Annotated in this window: 15 protein-coding genes; 5 read left to right on the top strand and 10 right to left on the bottom strand. The window is 71.4% G+C overall.

Annotated features, from left to right (window positions below):
* Positions 1-329 precede the first annotated feature (329 nt).
* The 4 genes from FS770_RS09270 to FS770_RS09255 form a co-directional block, all read right to left on the bottom strand.
* On the bottom strand, positions 330-1,220 hold the full coding sequence (locus tag FS770_RS09270; protein WP_144941412.1) for a universal stress protein: 891 nt from the start codon (positions 1,218-1,220) through the stop codon (positions 330-332).
* Between the two features lie 59 nt (positions 1,221-1,279).
* Entirely contained in the window at positions 1,280-2,275 is a 996-nt protein-coding gene (locus FS770_RS09265; protein ID WP_144941414.1) for a universal stress protein, read from the bottom strand.
* Positions 2,276-2,362: 87 nt separating this feature from the next.
* The gene (locus tag FS770_RS09260; protein WP_144941416.1) at positions 2,363-3,760 is read right to left on the bottom strand and encodes an MATE family efflux transporter; all 1,398 of its coding nucleotides are present in this window, start codon (positions 3,758-3,760) and stop codon (positions 2,363-2,365) included.
* 54 nt (positions 3,761-3,814) lie between these two features.
* Positions 3,815-4,171 carry a universal stress protein gene (locus tag FS770_RS09255; protein WP_144941418.1) on the bottom strand — a complete coding sequence of 119 codons (357 nt, stop codon included), beginning with the start codon at positions 4,169-4,171 and terminating at the stop codon, positions 3,815-3,817.
* Positions 4,172-4,366: 195 nt separating this feature from the next.
* Between FS770_RS09255 and FS770_RS09250 the strand changes: the two genes are divergently transcribed.
* The 3 genes from FS770_RS09250 to FS770_RS09240 are packed head-to-tail and all read left to right on the top strand — an operon-like array spanning position 4,367 to position 7,485.
* Positions 4,367-5,368, top strand: coding sequence for a tripartite tricarboxylate transporter substrate binding protein (locus FS770_RS09250; RefSeq protein WP_186366740.1), 1,002 nt, complete (start codon positions 4,367-4,369; stop codon positions 5,366-5,368).
* Positions 5,365-5,979: a tripartite tricarboxylate transporter TctB family protein gene (locus tag FS770_RS09245; protein ID WP_144941422.1), complete on the top strand. Its 615-nt coding sequence runs from the start codon at positions 5,365-5,367 to the stop codon at positions 5,977-5,979. The genes FS770_RS09250 and FS770_RS09245 overlap by 4 nt, the downstream gene beginning before the upstream one ends.
* Positions 5,980-7,485: a tripartite tricarboxylate transporter permease gene (locus FS770_RS09240; protein ID WP_144941424.1), complete on the top strand. Its 1,506-nt coding sequence runs from the start codon at positions 5,980-5,982 to the stop codon at positions 7,483-7,485. It begins immediately after the preceding gene.
* 21 nt (positions 7,486-7,506) lie between these two features.
* Here FS770_RS09240 and FS770_RS09235 read toward each other — a convergent pair whose 3' ends face one another.
* Together FS770_RS09235 and FS770_RS09230 are read right to left on the bottom strand one after the other, a co-directional pair.
* On the bottom strand, positions 7,507-8,964 hold the full coding sequence (locus tag FS770_RS09235) for a benzaldehyde dehydrogenase (RefSeq protein WP_144941426.1): 1,458 nt from the start codon (positions 8,962-8,964) through the stop codon (positions 7,507-7,509).
* Positions 8,965-9,029: 65 nt separating this feature from the next.
* Complete coding sequence (locus tag FS770_RS09230) at positions 9,030-10,313, bottom strand: MFS transporter (RefSeq protein ID WP_144941428.1); 1,284 nt, start codon at positions 10,311-10,313, stop codon at positions 9,030-9,032.
* A gap of 156 nt (positions 10,314-10,469) precedes the next feature.
* Here FS770_RS09230 and FS770_RS09225 point away from each other — a divergent pair, with 156 nt between their 5' ends.
* Positions 10,470-11,717 carry a hypothetical protein gene (locus FS770_RS09225; protein ID WP_144941430.1) on the top strand — a complete coding sequence of 416 codons (1,248 nt, stop codon included), beginning with the start codon at positions 10,470-10,472 and terminating at the stop codon, positions 11,715-11,717.
* A gap of 343 nt (positions 11,718-12,060) precedes the next feature.
* On the opposite strand, the gene FS770_RS14225 is transcribed toward FS770_RS09225, so the two are convergent.
* The 3 genes from FS770_RS14225 to FS770_RS09210 all read right to left on the bottom strand — a co-directional run bounded on the left by FS770_RS14225 (position 12,061) and on the right by FS770_RS09210 (position 15,017).
* Positions 12,061-12,189 carry a hypothetical protein gene (locus FS770_RS14225; protein ID WP_260983288.1) on the bottom strand — a complete coding sequence of 43 codons (129 nt, stop codon included), beginning with the start codon at positions 12,187-12,189 and terminating at the stop codon, positions 12,061-12,063.
* A 40-nt stretch (positions 12,190-12,229) separates the two neighbouring features.
* The gene (locus tag FS770_RS09215) at positions 12,230-13,630 is read right to left on the bottom strand and encodes a hypothetical protein (RefSeq protein WP_425323834.1); all 1,401 of its coding nucleotides are present in this window, start codon (positions 13,628-13,630) and stop codon (positions 12,230-12,232) included.
* A gap of 79 nt (positions 13,631-13,709) precedes the next feature.
* On the bottom strand, positions 13,710-15,017 hold the full coding sequence (locus FS770_RS09210) for a glycosyltransferase family 87 protein (protein WP_186366739.1): 1,308 nt from the start codon (positions 15,015-15,017) through the stop codon (positions 13,710-13,712).
* Between the two features lie 418 nt (positions 15,018-15,435).
* Here FS770_RS09210 and mptB point away from each other — a divergent pair, with 418 nt between their 5' ends.
* On the top strand, positions 15,436-16,992 hold the full coding sequence (gene mptB / locus FS770_RS09205) for a polyprenol phosphomannose-dependent alpha 1,6 mannosyltransferase MptB (RefSeq protein ID WP_144941434.1): 1,557 nt from the start codon (positions 15,436-15,438) through the stop codon (positions 16,990-16,992).
* Positions 16,993-17,105: 113 nt separating this feature from the next.
* Here the strand turns inward: mptB and FS770_RS09200 are convergent, their stop codons facing one another.
* Positions 17,106-17,489: an RNA-binding S4 domain-containing protein gene (locus tag FS770_RS09200; protein ID WP_144941436.1), complete on the bottom strand. Its 384-nt coding sequence runs from the start codon at positions 17,487-17,489 to the stop codon at positions 17,106-17,108.
* Between the last annotated feature and the right edge of the window lie 74 nt (positions 17,490-17,563).

Genomic DNA, 17,563 nt, shown 5'->3' with positions numbered 1-17,563 from the left:
GCCAGGAGCCTGCTCGAGACCGGCGGGTTCAGACCCCGTCTACACCCTCGACTGGGATGAGCCGGTTTCGGCGGTGGTCACGAGGGTCCTCCGGGGGTCTCGGGGTTCGGCGCTGTGCACGCGGGGGTTGCTGGGGCCAGGCTACGTGCGCTCGTGCGCGGACAGAACCATCACCCCGGCCCCCGGCGGGCGTGTCGGCGGCGTGGCAGCCGACGCGGGTTCGGTCTCCGCCCCGAACCGGCGTTGCCGACCGCCCTCGGCCACTGGCCGGCTCCCGGGAGGGAAACCGGCCCGCGGAGGGGACGTGCGCGACGGCGTCGTCGGGAGCCTCAGTTCTTCGCGGTGGGAACAACCATCACGGGGGACTCGGCGTCCGCAAGGACGGCCTGCGAGACGGAGCCCATGAGCAGCCCGCGGAAACCGCCGTAGCCGCGCGTGCCCACGACGAGCAGGTCCGCGGTGCGCGAGGCGTCCACGAGGGCGTCCGCCGGACGCCCCTCCAGTACCCGGGTGACGGTCTCAAGGCCCGGGAACTCGCCCCGCAGCTCCTCGGCAACGCTTTCTGTGAGCTGCTGGGCCGGGGCCTTCAGCTGCTCCTGCACGGCCATCTCGAGCTCGTAGGAGTTCACCGGCAGGTAGCCGGTGGTGGGGACCACGCTCACCACGGCGAGCGTGAGCCCGTGGTCCGCGGCGTAGCGCGCCGCCACGGTCACGGCCGGGTTCTCCGTGCCGAGCTTGTCCACGCCCACGACGACGCAGCCCGCGAACGTCTCACCCTCGGGGCGGGTTTCCCGCTCGTCTGGCTTCCAGCTCTCCGGGAGGATCACCACGGGAACCGAGGAGTGGGCGGCCACGGCCGCGGAGACGGAGCCCACCCGGCCGCGGACGCCGTGGTGCCCGCGCTTGCCCATGACCACCACGGCGGCGTCCTTGGACTCGTACACGATCACGCCGGCCGCGTCACCGCGCTCGATGATGCACTGGGCCGTGACCCCGGCGGTCTTGGCCTTCTCCACGGCCCGCTTGGCGAGCCGCTCGGACTCCTCCTGCAGCGCGTCCGCGAAGGCGCCGTAGAGGGACTGGTCCAGGCCGGTCTGACGCCCCGTGGAGAGCACGATCTTCAACGGCAGCTGCCGCTCGAGGCAGTCCGCGATCCCCCAGTCCAGGGCCCGCTCGCTGTGCTCGGAGCCGTCGTACGCCACCACAATGTTCTGTGTCATCTCTGCAGTACCTGCCTGTCTCGTGTTCGTCTCGTCGGGGGGGGGGCTGTGCGTGGGAGTCAGCGGCCGCTGGGGACCACCATCACGGGTCCGGCCGCGGCGCCGAGCACTGCCTGGGACACGGAGCCGAGCAGCAGTCCGGTGAAGCCGCCGATGCCGCGGGAGCCCACCACCACGAGGTCCGCGGTCCGCGTGGCCTGCACCAGGACCCGGCCCGGGCGGCCCAGGAACGCGTGCTGCGTGACGGTCAGGTTGGGGTGCTCCCCGGAGATCCTCTGCGCGAGCTCCGAGAGCTTCTCGAGCGCCTCCTGGAAGTAGTAGGGCCGGTTGTACTGGTCCTGGAACCACTCGGGCGTTCCGGAGAGGGCGCCGTTGACGGAGACGATGCTCAGCGCGCAGCCGTGGGCCACGGCGTACTCCACGGCCTGGGCGACGGCCGGGTTCTTCTCCCCGGAGGCGTCCACGCCCACGACCACGGAGCCGGTGTAGTCCGTCTGCGAGGCGGAGAGCTGGTCGTCGTCCTTGGCCTTCGCGTCCGGGACGCGGACGTCCTCTGACGCCCTGGCCTCCTGGCGCACGACCTCCGCGTCCGAGGCGTCCTGCTTCTCGCTGGGCGGGACCACGATGACGGGAACGGGGCTGTGGGCGGCCACCGCGGCTGACACGGAGCCCAGGCGCCCCCGCAGGGCACCGCCGCGACCGCGCTTGCCCAGGACGACGAGGCACGCACTCCTGGCCTCCTCCAGGACGGCGCGGGCGGCGTCACCCTCTCCCAGGACGTCCTGGACCTCGAGGTCCGGGGCGTGCTCGCGGGCGTACTCGCTCGCGTCGGCCAGATAGCTCTTGCTCTCCGCGACCACGGCCTCGTGGAAACGTGCTTCGAGGGACGGCTCTCCCACCGCGATGAGGGGGTAGGCGCTGATCAGGCGCACCGGGACGTGGCGGGCACGAGCCTCCGACAGGGCGCGGTCGAGTGCCCGCAGGGCGATGTCGGAGCCATCGATGCCCACCAGGACGGGAGCGTTGGGCGAGGTGTTCAGAACGTCTTTGTTCATGCCTTAAGAATAGTCCTCCGCAGCCGTCGGCGGGCGGTCCAACCCGCATGTGGATCCCCCGGGGCCACACGCCTGGCAGGGGGTGCCTCAGGCCATCGCGATCATCCACCGACGCCCGCGGATCCGCCACCCCAGGGTGGCCGCGCGGGCACCGGTGTAGCCGCCCGCGTAGGCGACCCACAGCCACACGGCTCCCACCACACCGGCGCCACCCCACGTGAACACCACCCACAGCAGGGGGAGGTACACCGCGAGGTTGATGACGCCGGCCAGCGCGAGGTACCGGGCGTCCCCCGCGCCGATCAGCACGCCGTCGAGCACGAAGACGTACGCCGCGAGCGGCTGGCCCACGGCCACCACGAGCAGCGCCGCGCCGAAGACCGCCTGGACCTCCGGCGAGCGCGTGAACAGGAACCCCAGGTGCGGGCCGAGCAGCCCCACCGCGAACCCCGTGACCACGCCGAAGCCCAGCCCCCAGCGCAGCAGCCGACGCATCAGCAGCCGCACGGCCGCGCGGTCCTGCTCACGGTTCACGTCCCGCGCGCCGAGCTCCTTGCCCAGCAGGGCCTGGGCGGCGATCGCGAGGGCGTCCAGTGCGTAGGCGAGGAAGTTGAAGATCGTCATGCTCAGCTGGTAACCGGCCAGGTTCTCGGGGCCCTGGTTCGTGGCCACCACCACGGTGAGCAGGATCGCCACGCGCAGGGACAGGGTGCGCAGCATGAGCCACGAGCCCACGGTGAGGTGCGAGCGCACCCCTGGCCACGACGTCGTCAGCCCCACCGACTGCGCCCGGAACCGCCGCCCGAGCATCACCAGGTAGGTCACGGCCATCGCCCACTGCGTGGTGCTCGTGCCGATCGCCGCACCCGCCACGCCCAGGTGGACGCCGTAGACGAGCGCCATGTTCAGTCCCGCGTTCAGCATCGCACCCGCGGCCGCGACCACGAGCGGGGTCCGCGTGTCCTGCAGCCCGCGCAGCACGCCCACGGCCGCCAGGACCACGAGCATGGCCACGAGCCCGGGCAGGGACCACAGGGCGTACGACGTCGCGTGGTCCAGCACCTCGCCGTGGGCACCCATGGTGCGCAGCAGCGGCCGCATCGCCACGGCGCCCACCGTCGCGATCACGATCCCCAGCCCCGCCGCGGTCCACAGACCGTCCCGGCCCACCCGCAGCGCCTCGGCGAGCCGGCCCCCTCCGAGGTGGCGGGCCACCGCCGGGGTGGTGCTGTAGGCCAGGAAGACCATGAGCCCCACGACCGTCTGCACGAGGGTCGAGGCGATGCCCACCCCGGCCAGCTGGGCGGTGCCCAGGTGGCCGATGATCGCGGAGTCCGCGAGCAGGAACAGCGGCTCGGCGATCAGCGCGCCGAACGCGGGGACCGCGAGCGCGAGGATCTGCCGGTTCAGGCTCGCGGGGCGGGGCGGGGTGGGCTCGCCAGTGGGGTCCTGGTCAGGGGCGGAGCTCGTGGGAGGGGTGGGCACCGCTCCAGGGTAGGCGGGCGCGCCGACACCCCGGAGCGGTGCGCGCGGGCGGGGTCAGTGGCCCGGCGCGGGCTTGACGGAGATCACGGGGACCGCGGACTCCAGGATGATCTGCTGCGCGGAGGAGCCCAGGAAGATCTTGCCGGCCGGGGAGCGGCGGCGCACGCCCACCACCACGACCTCGACATCCTCGCGGTTGGTGAGGTCCACGAGGTCCCCCACGGCGTCGCGGCTGCGGGCGGCCGCGTGCTCGAGGCTCACGCGCTGGTAGTCGATCGCGGAGAGGTCCGGCTCGTTGCCGTCCACGGGGAAGACCACGAGATCCGCATCGCGGCGGCGGGCCTCCTGCACGGCGAAGTCGCGGGCGGCGTGGCCGGCGGGGGAATCTGCGGCGGCGAGAATGATGGCCATTGGTCCTCGTTTCGAGCGGTGGTGGCGGGGCCGTTCGACTGCGCCCCGGGGGTCGTGGTCGAGCGTACGGGCACGGGTGCGCGGACGGGGGCGTCGCCGAGGGGCCCGAGCCGCTGACATGTGTATGGTAGGTCACATTCCTGCGGCTCCGAGGGCGGACCAGGGATCCTTTGCACCCCGACCCCCGGAGGAATCGTGAGACCCACTCACTCCCCCAGCCGCCGCCAGTTCCTGACCTGCGGGCTCGGTGGACTCGTGGCGGCCGGCGCGATCGGGACCGCCACCGTCGGCTCCATCGTCTCCGCGTCCGGGGGCAACGACCTCCGCTCCTCGCTGACCATCATCGCGCCGGCGGCGGCCGGTGGCGGGTGGGACACCGTGGCCCGAGAGATGCAGCAGGCCCAGCGGGCCAACGGCATCGTGAACAACACCCAGGTGGTCAACATCCCCGGTGCCGGCGGCACGATCGCCCTGGGCAACCTGGAGATCCTCGAGGGCCAGGCCAACAACCTCATGGTCGGCGGCACGGGCCAGCTCGCGGCCACCATCCAGTACCACTCGGCCACCACCTACGCGGACGTGAACCCGCTGGCCGTGGTCGTGGAGGAGTACGACGTCGTCGTGGTCCCCGGGGACTCCCCCTACACGAGCCTCAAGGAGCTCACGGACGCCTGGGCCAAGAACCCCGGCAAGGTGCCCTGGACCGGGGGCGGCTCCTTCGACCAGCTCGTGGTCACGGAGATGGCCATCAGCGCGGGCGTGTCTCCCAAGGACATGATCTACGTGTCCTCGGACGGCGGCGGCGAGTCCACGCAGGCGCTGCTCAACGGCACGGCCGCCGCGGCCGCCAGCGGCTACCCGGACTCCATCGACCAGATCGAGTCAGGCCGGCTGCGGGCGCTCGCGATCGTGGCCAAGGACCCCGTGGCGGGCGTGGAGATTCCCACCACGGTGGAGCAGGGCTTCGACGTGACGCTCGCGAACTGGCGCCTGCTCGTGGCACCGGGCGGCATCACGGACGCGGAGAAGTCCGAGCTCGAGAGCATCGTGCGGGAGACCGTCACCACCCCGCAGTGGCGCAAGGCCATCGAACGCTACAACTGGAACGAGAACGTCGTCACCGGTGAGAAGCTCGCCACCTTCCTGGACGAGGAAAAGACCAGGATCCAAGGTCTGTACAAGGAGTTGGGACTGTGACACAGCAGGTGGCCGGGGCGGACTCGGCATCCGTGGAACCGCCGAGCACAGAGACCGCCCCCGCGCGCCCGTTCCTGCTCGGGGAACTGACCATGCCGCTCGTGTTCACGGCGTTCGCCACCTACCTGCTGGTGGGTCTGCTGAGCATGAGCGTTCCCGACTCTGTGGACTTCCCGGGCCCGCGCTTCTTCCCGGCCACGGTAGTAGGCGTCGTCTACGGGCTCGTGGTCCTGGACGTCCTGGTAATCCTGCGCCGGCGCCGCGCAGCCGGGTCCGCGCACGAGAAGCAGGCGGGGAAGGCACCCTCCGGCAGCACCGCCGTCGGCGCGGCGGACACCACAGCCCCCGGGGACGACGCCGCTCCCCGCTTCTCGTGGCGCTCCTTCGCCTGGGTGGTCGGCGGGTTCCTGGTCTTCGCCCTGCTGCTCGAGTTCCTGGGCTGGATCATCGGGGCCGCGCTGCTGTTCTGGTGCGTGGCCCGCGGCTTCGGTGCCGCCCGGCCGCTGCTCACCCTGGTGGTGGGGCTGACCGTCAGCTCGCTCGCGTACATTGCATTCGACATGGCCCTCGGGCTCTCACTGCCCTCCGGCATCCTGGGAGGCGGGTTCTAGATGGACACCCTGTCACTGCTGATGGAGGGCTTCGCCGGAGCCCTCACGTTCCAGAACATCTTCTGGGTGGTCCTGGGCTGCTTCCTGGGCACCGCCGTGGGCGTGATGCCCGGTCTCGGTTCCTCGATGGCCGTGGCCCTGCTGCTGCCGGTCACCTTCGCCCTGGATCCCACGGCCGCGTTCATCATGTTCTCCGGCGTGTACTTTGGCGGGCTGTTCGGGGACTCCACCATGGGCATCCTCATGAACACACCGGGGCAGGCCTCCGCGATCGCCTCCACGTTCGAGGGCCACAAGATGGCCCAGAACGGGAGGGCCCCGCAGGCCCTGGCCACCGCCGCCATCGGTGCGTTCATCGGCGGCTTCGTGGCGTCGGTGGTGGTCGTCTTCTTCGCACCGTTCCTCGCGGAGTTCTCCACCAAGTTCGGTCCCGCGGAGTACTTCGCGCTCGCACTGTTCGCCTTCGTGGCCACCTCCTCGGTGGTGACCGACTCGGCCGTGAAGGGTCTGCTGTCCCTGGCGTTCGGCCTGGGCATCGCGGTGGTGGGCATCGACTCCGTCACGGGCATCCCGCGGTTCACCATGGACTCCCCCTACCTCTTCGACGGAATCTCGCTCGTGACCGTCACGGTGGCGGTCCTCGCACTCGGCGAGGTCGTCTACTTCGCCACCGTGGCCCGGTTCAAGAGCCAGGGCGAGATGCTGAAGTCCAAGGGCCGACCGTGGCTCAGCCGCGCGGAGCTGCGCGAGGCCGCCCCGGCGTGGCTGCGCGGCACAGCGATCGGGCTGCCGTTCGGCGTGATCCCGGCCGGCGGTGCCGAGATCCCCACGTTCCTGGCGTTCGGCGCGGAACGCAAGCTCGACCGTCGTCGCCCCGATCCCCAGTTCGGCAAGGGCGCCATCCGCGGCCTGGCCGCCCCGGAGGCCGCCGGCAACGCGACCACCGGCATGGCGATGGGCGCCCTGCTCGCGCTGGGCCTGCCGGTCTCGGCGACCGCCGCCATCATGCTCGCGGCGTTCCGCCAGTACGGCCTGCAGCCGGGTCCGCTGCTGTTCGAGCGTGCGCCGGACCTCGTGTGGGCGCTGCTGGCGAGCTTCTTCATCGCGATGATCGTGCTTCTGGTCATCAACCTGCCCTTCGCCATGGTCTGGGCCAAGCTGCTGCTGATCCCCCAGCCGTACCTGTACGCGGGGATCACGGTGTTCTGCGGGCTCGGCATCTACGCAACCTCCGGGTCCACCTTCGACCTGCTGATGCTGCTCGGCGTGGGGCTCGTCGGGTTCCTGATGCGCATGCACGACTACCCACTCGCACCCCTGATCATCGGCATGGTGCTCGGCCCCCTCGCGGAGACGAGCCTGCGCGACGCCCTCATCAGCGCGGACGGGGACCCCGCGGTGCTCTTCACCGGACCCATCGTGCTCGTGCTCTACGGCGTCCTGCTCCTCGTGCTGCTGCTGACGCTGCGCAGCAAGGTCACCAGTCGCACGCGCCGGGACGTGTGACACCCGGCGCGCGCGGGCAGCTCAGAACGGGTAGGTCGGGATCTCCGGGCTGATTGTGACCCACTGCAGCTCGGTGAACGCCTCGATGTTCGCCTCCGCGCCGCCGAAGTGCGCACCCGTCCCGGAGGCTTTCATGCCACCCATGGGTGCGGTGGCCTCGTCCATCACGGTCATCTCGTTGACGTGGACCTTGCCGGCGTGGATCCGGTCCGCGAGCCCCATGGCCTCACCCACCTCGCCCAGGACGGACAGCGAGAGCGCGTACTCGGAGGCGTTGGCCAGGGCCACGGCCTCGTCCACGGAGGACACGGCGATCACCGGAGCCACCGGCCCGAAGATCTCCTGGTTCCACGCAGGCATCTGGGGGGCCAGGTCCGCCAGCACCGTGGGCCGGTAGAACAGCCCGTCGTGGGTGGCCCCGGCCCTGATGCTCGCACCGGCGATCACCGACTCCTGGACCACGGAGTCCACGGCCTTCAGCTGCTTCTCGTCGATCACCGGTCCCAGGTGCACCTGCCCCTGGGACGGGTCCCCCACCACGAGGGAATCGGCCTTCACCGCCAGGCGCTCCACGTACTCCTCGTAGACGTTCTGGTGGACGATGTGGCGGCCCGTGGTCATGCACACCTGGCCCTGGTGGAAGAACGAGCCCATCGCGCCCACGCCCACCGCGAGGTCCAGGTCCGCGGAGGGGAGCACCACCATGGCGTTGTTCCCGCCCAGCTCCAGGTGCGTGCGCTTGAGGTGCTGGGCACCGGCCGCTCCCACGTGGCGGCCGGCCGCCGTGGACCCGGTGAAGGACACGACGCGCACCTCGGGCGCGTCCACAGCAGCCGCACCGGCGTCCCCGCCCCCGGGCAGCACGTGCAGCACGCCCTGCGGCAGACCGGCCTCCTCAAGCACCCGCGCGATCAGCACACCGCCGCTCACGGGGGTGCGGGGGTCCGGCTTGAGCAGCACCGCGTTGCCCAGGGCCAGCGCGGGGGCCACCGAGCGGATTGAGAGGATCAGCGGGAAGTTGAAGGGCGAGATCACGGAGACCACTCCGGAGGGCACGCGCCGCGCCAGGGACCAGTGCGGCTCGTCCGAGGCGAGCACCTGCCCCTTCACGTGCGTGGGCAGCGCCGATGCCTCGAAGCACTCCTGCGCGGCCACGTGCGCCTCCATGCCCGCCTTGGGCTGGATCGCGCCGGTCTCGCGGACCACCCAGTCGACGATCTCGGCGGTGTTCTCCTCGAACAGCTGCCCCGCGCGGCGCAGCACGGCCGCGCGTTCCGTGGGCTTCATGCCCGCCCACGCCACCTGGGCCGACGAGGCCGCTGTCGCCGCCTCGTGCACGTCCGCCGGGGTCGCGCCGCCCACGCAGGCGATCACCTCGTCCGTGGCCGGGTTGCGCACCTCGATCGGCTCACCCGCCCCGTCCGTCCAGCCGCCGTCGAAGAGCTTTCCGCTCCACCGCTTGTCCTCGAGAATCGCCATGTCGTGTCCCTCCTGGGTGGGTGGTGTGTGAAGGTGGCCGCGCGGCGTCGTCATCCGCGGGGGTGTCAGGGCTGCGGGTCGCGGGCGTCGTAGCGCATGAAGGCCGGGAACAGGCGCACCAGCAGCAGGACCAGCAGCAGGCATATGGTAGCCCCGCCCAGGGCGGCCCAGCCGGGGCCGAGCCACTGGCCGCCGGTGCCCATGGCGGCGTCGCCCAGGCGGGGCCCACCGGCGACCACCACGATGAAGATGCCCTGCAGCCGCCCCCGCAGGTTGTCCGGGGTGGCGGCCTGCAGGATGGTGGTGCGGAAGAGCATGGACACTGAGTCCATGACGCCGGCCGCCAGGAGCACGAGGCAGGACAGGGCCAGGGGCCACACGGTGTCCGCACCCCAGCCGTGCGAGGCGAGCAGCACCACGGCGCCGAAGGCCATGATGCACACCGCCCATCCGGCCACCGCGGCAGTGCACGCCCGACCGTGATGATTGATGCGTACGAATGTTCCTGAGAAGATGCCCGCGATCACCGACCCAGCCGCGAGCGCCGCAGTGAGCAGTCCCACCGTGAACTGGTCCCCGCCCAGCACGGACGCCCCGAGCACCGGGAACAGGGCACGCGGCATCGCGAAGACCATGGCGGCGAGGTCCAGCAGAAAGGTCATGCGCAGGTTGGGTCGGGTGGCCAGGAACGCGAACCCCTCCACAACGGAGCGGAACCCCGCCCTCCTGGCCGCGCCGTGCTCCCCCGGCTCCGGAGGCAGGGACGGCAGCTTGTACATGGCCCACAGGCTCACCCCGAAGCTCATGGCGTCCAGCGTGTAGGCCCACTGGAACCCCAGGGTGGCCACCGTTAACGCGCCGAGGAGCGGGCCGATCATCAGACAGGAGCCCATGGTGAGCTGGAACAGGGCGTTGGCCGCGGGCAGCTGACGCATGGGGACCACCCGGGGGACGATCGCCCCGCGCACGGGCTGGTTCAGGCCCTGCGCGAAGGAGTGCAGCGCCACGACGGAGTAGAGGACCCCCACGCTGCGGACGTCCAGCCACGCGTGGGCGGCGAGCGCCACGGTCATCGCGAACAGCCCCACCGTGGTCCACAACCCGGCCAGGCGACGGTCCGTGGTGTCCCCGATCGAACCGCCGTAGAGTCCTGCGACAATCAGCGGCACGAGCGCGAAGACCCCCACGAGCCCCACCGCGAACGTGGAGCGCGTGAGCTCGAAGACCTCCAGGCTGATTGCGATCACCGTGAACTGGCTGCCCAGCATGGACAGCGTGGAGCCTATCCAGAGCCGACGGAACGCGGGAATTTCTCGCAGGGGAGTGATGTCCAGGAGGAAACGGGCCACGGGTAGATCCTAGGTGCAGGAGGGCGTGACGTCGTGGGCTCGGGCCGGGGTGCGCCGGGCCGGGTGGGACAGACCCCTCGGGCGCGGTGCGTGCGGCTGCGGGCACGGCTTACCCTGAGACCATCCCCTTCTTCCCCCGGGACCTCAGGAGCATCCATGCGCACACGCGAACAACGCTGGGCCGCGCGGTCCGCCCGCGGCTGGCCCCGGCTACGTGTGCACGCCGTTCTCAACGGGGTGGGGGCGCTGCTGATCGGATCGGCGCTGCTCTGGTTCACCCACGGCCCCCTGAAGTTCCAGAACTTCCCGGCGGGCGACGTCGCGTGGGTGTGGCGCGTGGTCACCCTGTTCCTGGCAGTGCTGCTCCCGTTCGTGCTCGCCACCATGGGCGTGTACCTGGTCTTCGCCGGCGCCACGGCCACCAACCGTGCCGCGCTGGCCGCGGGCCGGGCCCGCACGGTGGTGCTGAACCCGGACGACACCGACGGGGCTCCCGTCACCGACCAGCGGCTCTCCGAGCACACACCCCCGGGAGTGAAGATCCGCGCCCACGCGCTGCACGGACGCCAGTACGACTCGCGCTACTCCCGGGACCTGCTGGGCCTGCTCGCCATCCAGTCTCCCGTGGCCCTGGCACCGCTGGGTGTAGGGCTCGTGGTGCTGCTCGTGGCCACCATCTACTACTCCACCGGCTACGCGGAGCCCGCCACCGTGCTGCTGCTCGGCATGCTCTACCTGGGCTGGAAGCTCTTCCGCGGCTGGCGCAGCCACCGCGCGTTCGCGGGGACCCGCTGGGAAGTGCCCGTGGAGACGGACGTGGACACCGGTCCGGTCCCCCGGGTCACCCCGCTGCGGGAGGACGAGTTCCCCCGGCAGCGCGGCCACCGGTCGGCGTTCGCGGAGGACGACGACGCCGCAGCACCGGCGCGGCGTGACCGCGAGTGGGCGGCGTCGGCGTCGGCGTACCACGCTGACCACGACGATCCGGAGGAGGCCTACGAGACCACCGACGAGCTGCCGGTGGTCGAGCAGATCCGGGACCGCTACGCCGAGCCCCGCCGGCAGAGTGCCTCCCAGCGGCGCCTGGCGGAGCGCGCCGAGCGGGAGGCTGTCCGGCGGCGGCTGCCCCGCGTGGTGCAGGCGGAGCGGGCGGACACGGACGCCACCGCACCCATCTCCCGGATGACCGCGGCAGACGGGCGCACCACCACCGATCCCGCCACCGAGGCCGCGGAGCAGGAGCAGCAGCGGCAGAACCAGATGCGCTACGAGGACCACATGCAGCGCCACCGCGAGAAGCGCGAGGACCGGCTGCGGCGCGCCGAGGCCCGCGAACCGGAGGAGGCGCCCTCCCTGATCGGCTACGCGATGAACCGGTTCAAGCGCCGCGGGGACGGTCGGTAGGACCGCACCCGCGGGGCACCACCCGGGGACGACCGCGCCGCACGCGGGACACCACGCACCACGCACCACGCACCACGCACCACGCACGACGCACCACGAAGCCAGTGCTCGGTGGCACTGAGGGGTCTCCATGCCACGCGGAGGAGCGGGATCGCTTCGTGGTGACGTACCGTTCCGCGATCGACGAGATCGAGACGAAGACGCGGGTCCTGCGCCGCCGGCTGGTCGGCGCGTGGCCCGCGAGACCCACGGCAGTGCCCAGGGGGGGCAGGGTGTCAGTGCGGTGGTGCGCAGCACGGCCGGTCTCCTCGTCAGGCGGGGGCAGGATCAGGAGGAGGGAAGGTCACCGGCACGCGGCAGCGGCGTCGGCCTGCTCCGGCTTCTTGCGGTAGGAGCGTGCCGTGAGGCCCGCGCGGGCGAAGGGGTGGATGAGAGCCGCAATGCCCACCAGGATTCCGGTGATTCCGGTCATGACGCCCGTGCCGCGCCCGTACTGCGGCCGCTCGGCCGGGTCAGTTCACGGCTGTCCGGCTGCCGAGCTCCCAGATCCGCCGGCCGGTCCACACCAGCAGTGACACGAGGAGCACGTTGCGCACCGTGAGCACCGCGGCCATCACGGGATTGGCGTGGATCAGCGGCGTGTAGAACAGCGGGTAGATCACGAAGGTCGCGGCTGCGGTCCCCAGCACCAGCAGGGCGGGGGCGAGCCAGCGGACGCGGTCGTGCAGCAGACCCACCACCACCACGGGGGCGAGCCACACCATGAACTGGGGCGAGCCCACCTTGTTGAACACGATCAGCACGGTGGTCAGCAGCAGGGTGCCCGCGTAGACCAGGCGCCCGCGGTCCGCCCCGCGGCGCAGGGCACGGATCAGCAGCGCGGCGGCGCCAGCCACCGCGAGCAGCAGCAGCGGCTGCATGAACGAGGCCATGACGTCCACTCCCGGCCCGTAGACCTCGGTGGAGTTGATTGCCGTGTTGTCCGCGATCCGCGAGTCCCAGAGACCCAGCACCGCGGCCCACACCCACGGCGTGGAGAACGTGGCCTCCAGCTGCATCCCGCGCGAGCCCTGGTTCAGGGCGAAGGCTGCGATGTGCTCGATCCCGCCCAGTACCAGCACCCCACCGACCACCGCAGCACTCACCACGATGCCGGTGAGCACGATGCGCGCACGCTGGCGCAGCGCGATCACCATGGCGAGGACCGCGGCGGCCGGCCACACCTTGATCCACGTGGCCACGCTCAGCAGCGCGGAGCCCACCACGGGGCGGCGCACCGCGTAGAGCAGACCGATGAGCACGATCGGTGCCGCCACGCCCTCCACGCGGGCGAAGCTGAGGTAGCCCAGGAAGACGGTGAACACGACCCACCACCAGCCGGCCACCACGGCCGAGCGTCGACGGCTCTGCACCGCCGAGCTGCCGTGGGCCGCGCCGGGACCGTTCGAGGCGGCGCCGGGCGCAGGCCCTGCCTCCACGTCATCCGGTGCGCCCCCGGCCACCGGACCGCGTGGGCTTAGGCCGGAACGGGACCCCGCGGCGTCGTCATCGGGAGTGCCACCGACCAGCTCGGGCAGCTCGCCACGCGCGGGACGGTGGGCGCGGTGCAGCAGGAACCACATGGCCACCGCGTCCAGCACCGTGATCATCAGCGTCCACGCCAGCAGGTAGAGGTCGTGACCGGCGATCCGGGGCAGCATGATCGGGACCTGCGCGAGCACGGGGTAGACCCACGGGCTCACGGCGTCAGTCACGGGCGCGTTGTACCCGGCCATCGCCCACTCGCGGTACTGCTCGGTGTCGCTGAACGCCCAGCCGTGCAGGAAGAAGGAGGCCATCCAGCACAGGAAGTAGACGTGCACCACCGCGAAGCCGCACCACACGGCCGCGGGCGTCAGCAGCCACTCCCGCACCGGACGGCGCACGACGGCGTTCCCCCCGTCGCTCGCGCCGGGGTCGGGCGCCGCGGAGGCAGCCGTGGCGGCGGCGTCGTCAGGCCTGCGGGGCAGCAACCGGGGCTCCCTTCGGGGCGGAGCCGAGGCGGTGCAGCCCGCGCGCGGACCACCACATCATGACCACGAGCAGGACGTTGCGGATGGTCAGCACGAGCGCCATGGCCGGGTTGTTGTGGCTCAGCGCCGTGTAGAAGAGGGGGTAGATGAAGAACGTGGCGATCCCGATCAGCACGGCCAGCAGGGCGGGGGTGCGCCAGGCGCGCCGGTCGTGGACCAGACCCACCGCGATCACCGGGCCCAGCCACACCATGAACTGCGGCGAGCCCACCTTGTTGAAGACGATGAACGCGGTGACCATCGTCAGGGACCCGGCCAGGAACAGGGCGGTGCGGTCCAGGGCGCCCGCGCGCAGGCCGTTGCGCAGCCCCCGCACGATCAGCGCCACGACCACCACGGCCGCCACCAGGAACAGCGGCTGCATGAGCTTGGACATCACGTCCGAGCCGGGGCCGTCCACCTGCATGGAGTTGATGTCCGTGTTCATGTACATGTGCGAGTCGCCGATGTGGAGCACGGACAGCCACAGCCACGGCGTGGTGAACGTGGCCTCGAGCTGCATGCCGCGGTCCCCCTGCTGGGTCGCGAAGTCCGCGATCTTGTGCAGCGAGCCCGACGCCGCCGCCACGCCCACCGCGACCAGCGTGGCCAGGACGCCGGCGAGCAGGACGGCACCGCGGCGTCGTGCCGCGCTCAGCAGCGCCAGCACCACCGCCGCGGGCCAGACCTTCACCCACGTGGCGAGGCTCAGCAGCAGGGAGGCGACGAACGGGTGGGCCACGCCGTAGACCAGGCCGATCAGCACGATCGGCGCCGTGAACCCATCCATGCGCGCGAAGCCGAGCCACCCCATCAGGAGGATGAACCCGAGCCACCACCAGCCGGCCACGAGAGCCTCACGGTTGCGCCCCCGGTCGGTGAGCTTGGCCATCGCCACCGCGTTCAGCACGGAGATCACCAGGACCCACAGGAAGAAGAACGGGCCCGGACCCGCGAGGCCCGCGAGCCACATGGGCACCTGCGCGAGCACCGGGTACACCCACGGGCTCGGCCCGGAGGGGATGTTGCGCTCGTCGAAACCGGCCTCGGCCCACGCGCGGTAGATGTTCGTGTCGCTGAACGCGTTGCCCTGCAGGGACACGATCAGCGCGAAGAGCAGGAATCCCAGGTGCACCAGCAGGAAGCCCACCAGCAGCGCGTGGGGCGTCATCAGACGCTCCCGCCAGCGGCGGGGGAGCACGGCATCACGGAACCGGGTCAGGGTCGCGAATGATCTGTCTGTGAGCACGGATGGGGTCCTTCTGCGAGTGCGCCGTGGGTGTGCGGTGCGTCTGCGCGGGACCCGGTGCGGCTTGGACGCGGCCGTGGCCGGGATGCCCGCGGTGCGGTCCTGGAACGGTGGTGCGCTGTGCCCGCGCAGTGCAGGGCGAGGTCGCGCTCCCCCGATTCTATGGGGCGTGGCCCGCACCGCGCCCGACGCACCGCCCAGTCGCTCACCCAGCTCGCTGTCCGGCGCCCCGCTCAGCTGCCCCTCCTGCCCCTCCGGCGTTCCGTTCGACGCCTCGCGCTGCTCCTCGTTCGACGTCCCGTGGGCGGCCGCGGGATTGCCCGTCCGGCCGGCGGCCGTCCTGTAAAGTCGGGAATCTGAGCCGCTGGACACCTCGGCTCGCCCACCACTGGTCGGCTGAGGGGGCTGTGCAGATCTCATGACCGCAACGGGCTCCCCCTCCACGCACACCGGCTCCACCGCCAAAGGCGACTCCCGGGCGCACGTGGCGGTGATCCAGGGCGTGATCGGCTCCCTGATGATGCTCGTGGGCTCCGTGGGAACCGGGTGGATCGCGAACGGCTCCCCCATGGTCCGCCACCCCCTGGTGATCGAGCTGCGGGTCAACGTGTGGGGCGTGTACACGTGCACCGTGCTGCTCACGGTGGGCGCCATGCTCCTCATCCGCTCGTGGCTGCGACTGGGGCAACGGCTGCGGGGCTGGCCGCCGGGTTCCCTGCGCACCGTGCGCACCGCCGTGATCGCGTGGTCCGTGCCGCTGCTCTTCGCGGTCCCCATCTACTCGCGGGACGTCTACGCCTACATCGGCCAGGGGCGTCTCATCCTCGCCGGCAAGGACCCGTACGTGGAGGGCATCTCATCCCTGGACAACTGGTTCATGCTGGGCGCGGACCCCGAGTGGGCGGAGGCGCGCACCCCCTATGGTCCCTACTTCCTGTGGATCGCCGCCGCAGTGGTGAAGCTGACCAACGCGCAGCCTGACGCCTCCGTGATGCTGTTCCGGCTGGCCGCCTACGCGGGTGTGGCGTTGTGCATGGTCTACGTCCCCAAGCTCGCACGGCTGCACAACGTCAACGGCGCCCGTGCCCTGTGGATCTCCGTGGCCAACCCGCTGTTCCTCATCAGCTTCGTGGCCAGTGCGCACAACGACGCCCTCATGGTGGGGCTTGCGGTGGCCGGCGTGTACTTCGCCGCCACGAGACATCCCATTCTGGGCATACTTCTGGTCACCGGATCCATCGGGATCAAGCCCATCACCATCCTGTTGCTGCCGTTCGTCGGGCTGCTGTGGGCGGGCAAGGGCGCCTCCTGGCCGAGACGCTTCGTGATCTGGGCGGCCACCGCGACCATCAGCTTCGGGGTGCTGGCACTGAGCGGTGTGGTGGACGGGCTCGGCCTCGGGTGGGCCTGGGCGCTGCTGGACCCCACCCCCGGCTACACCGGCTACTCCCCCTCGGGCTTCCTGGGCCAGCAGGTCGGGCGGATCGGAGACTTCCTGGGGCTGGACGGCGGTGCCCTAGCCGGCCGCTTCCGCCGTCTGCTGCAGCTCGCCGCCATCGGCATCGTGCTCGTGCTCATGTTCGTGGGCGGGGACCGGAAGATTGTCCGGCGCATGGCCATTGCGTTCGCGGCCCTCGTGCTGCTCTCGCCCATCATCCAGCCCTGGTACATCCTGTGGCTGCTGCCCCTGCTCGCGGCCACCGGCATCAAGGACAACTGGCAGATCCGCGTCATCTACGTGGTGATCACGTTCTTCGTGGTGTTCGGCGCCCAGGACCAGCTCTCGGTCTGGCCGTTCATCAGCCTCAGCGTCAGCGTCTCCCAGGTGGCCTTCGCGATCACCGTGGCCTTCACGCTCTACCTGGCACTGATCGACCCGCGCACCCGCACGCTGCTCACTCACGGCGGGTGGCGGGGCTGGTTCGGGCCCGGGCCGGCATGGGAATCCACGGAACTCGTGGCACCGCAACGCTGACGACGGCGCCGCCCGGGGCCCCGATCCCGTGGCGCACCGCCGCGAGGACGCCCGGGGCAGTGTTTAGCGGTGCCCGTCGCCACACACGAATCCGGCACCGACACTGACGGGGTTCAGCGGTCTCCCCGCAGCCTTTCAAGTTCCCGGCGGTCTTTCTTGGTGGGGCGCCCGGCCCCGCGGTCCCGCCGTGCCACCGGGACGCTCAGCTCCGCGGGCCGCGGCGGGGAGTTGTCCTCGTAGCAGGTGACCGCCACGGGTGCTCCCACGCGTTTGGGGATCAGGCGGGTGATCCTGAACTCCTGCTGCCACCCCGGGCGCTTCACGCTCACCTTGTCCCCCACCCGCACCTGCTGGGCGGCCTTGACGGGGGCGCCGTTGAGTCTCACATGGCCCGCGCGGCACGCCTGGGTGGCCGAGGAGCGGGTCTTGAACAGCCGGACGGACCACAGCCACACGTCCAGGCGCGCGGTGGCGGGATCGTTGCTGGAGGAAGGCATGCCCTCACGCTACCCGGCCGCGCCCACCCCTCGGGAAGACTCAGGCGGGCCGCAGGGGTGGACCGAGGTGGGCG

The organism is Kocuria salsicia (genome assembly GCF_007681555.1).
Taxonomy (GTDB): Bacteria; Actinomycetota; Actinomycetes; order Actinomycetales; family Micrococcaceae; genus Kocuria; species Kocuria salsicia.
Note: the sequence above shows the minus strand (reverse complement) of the source record. Positions and strands in the feature narration are given on the sequence as shown.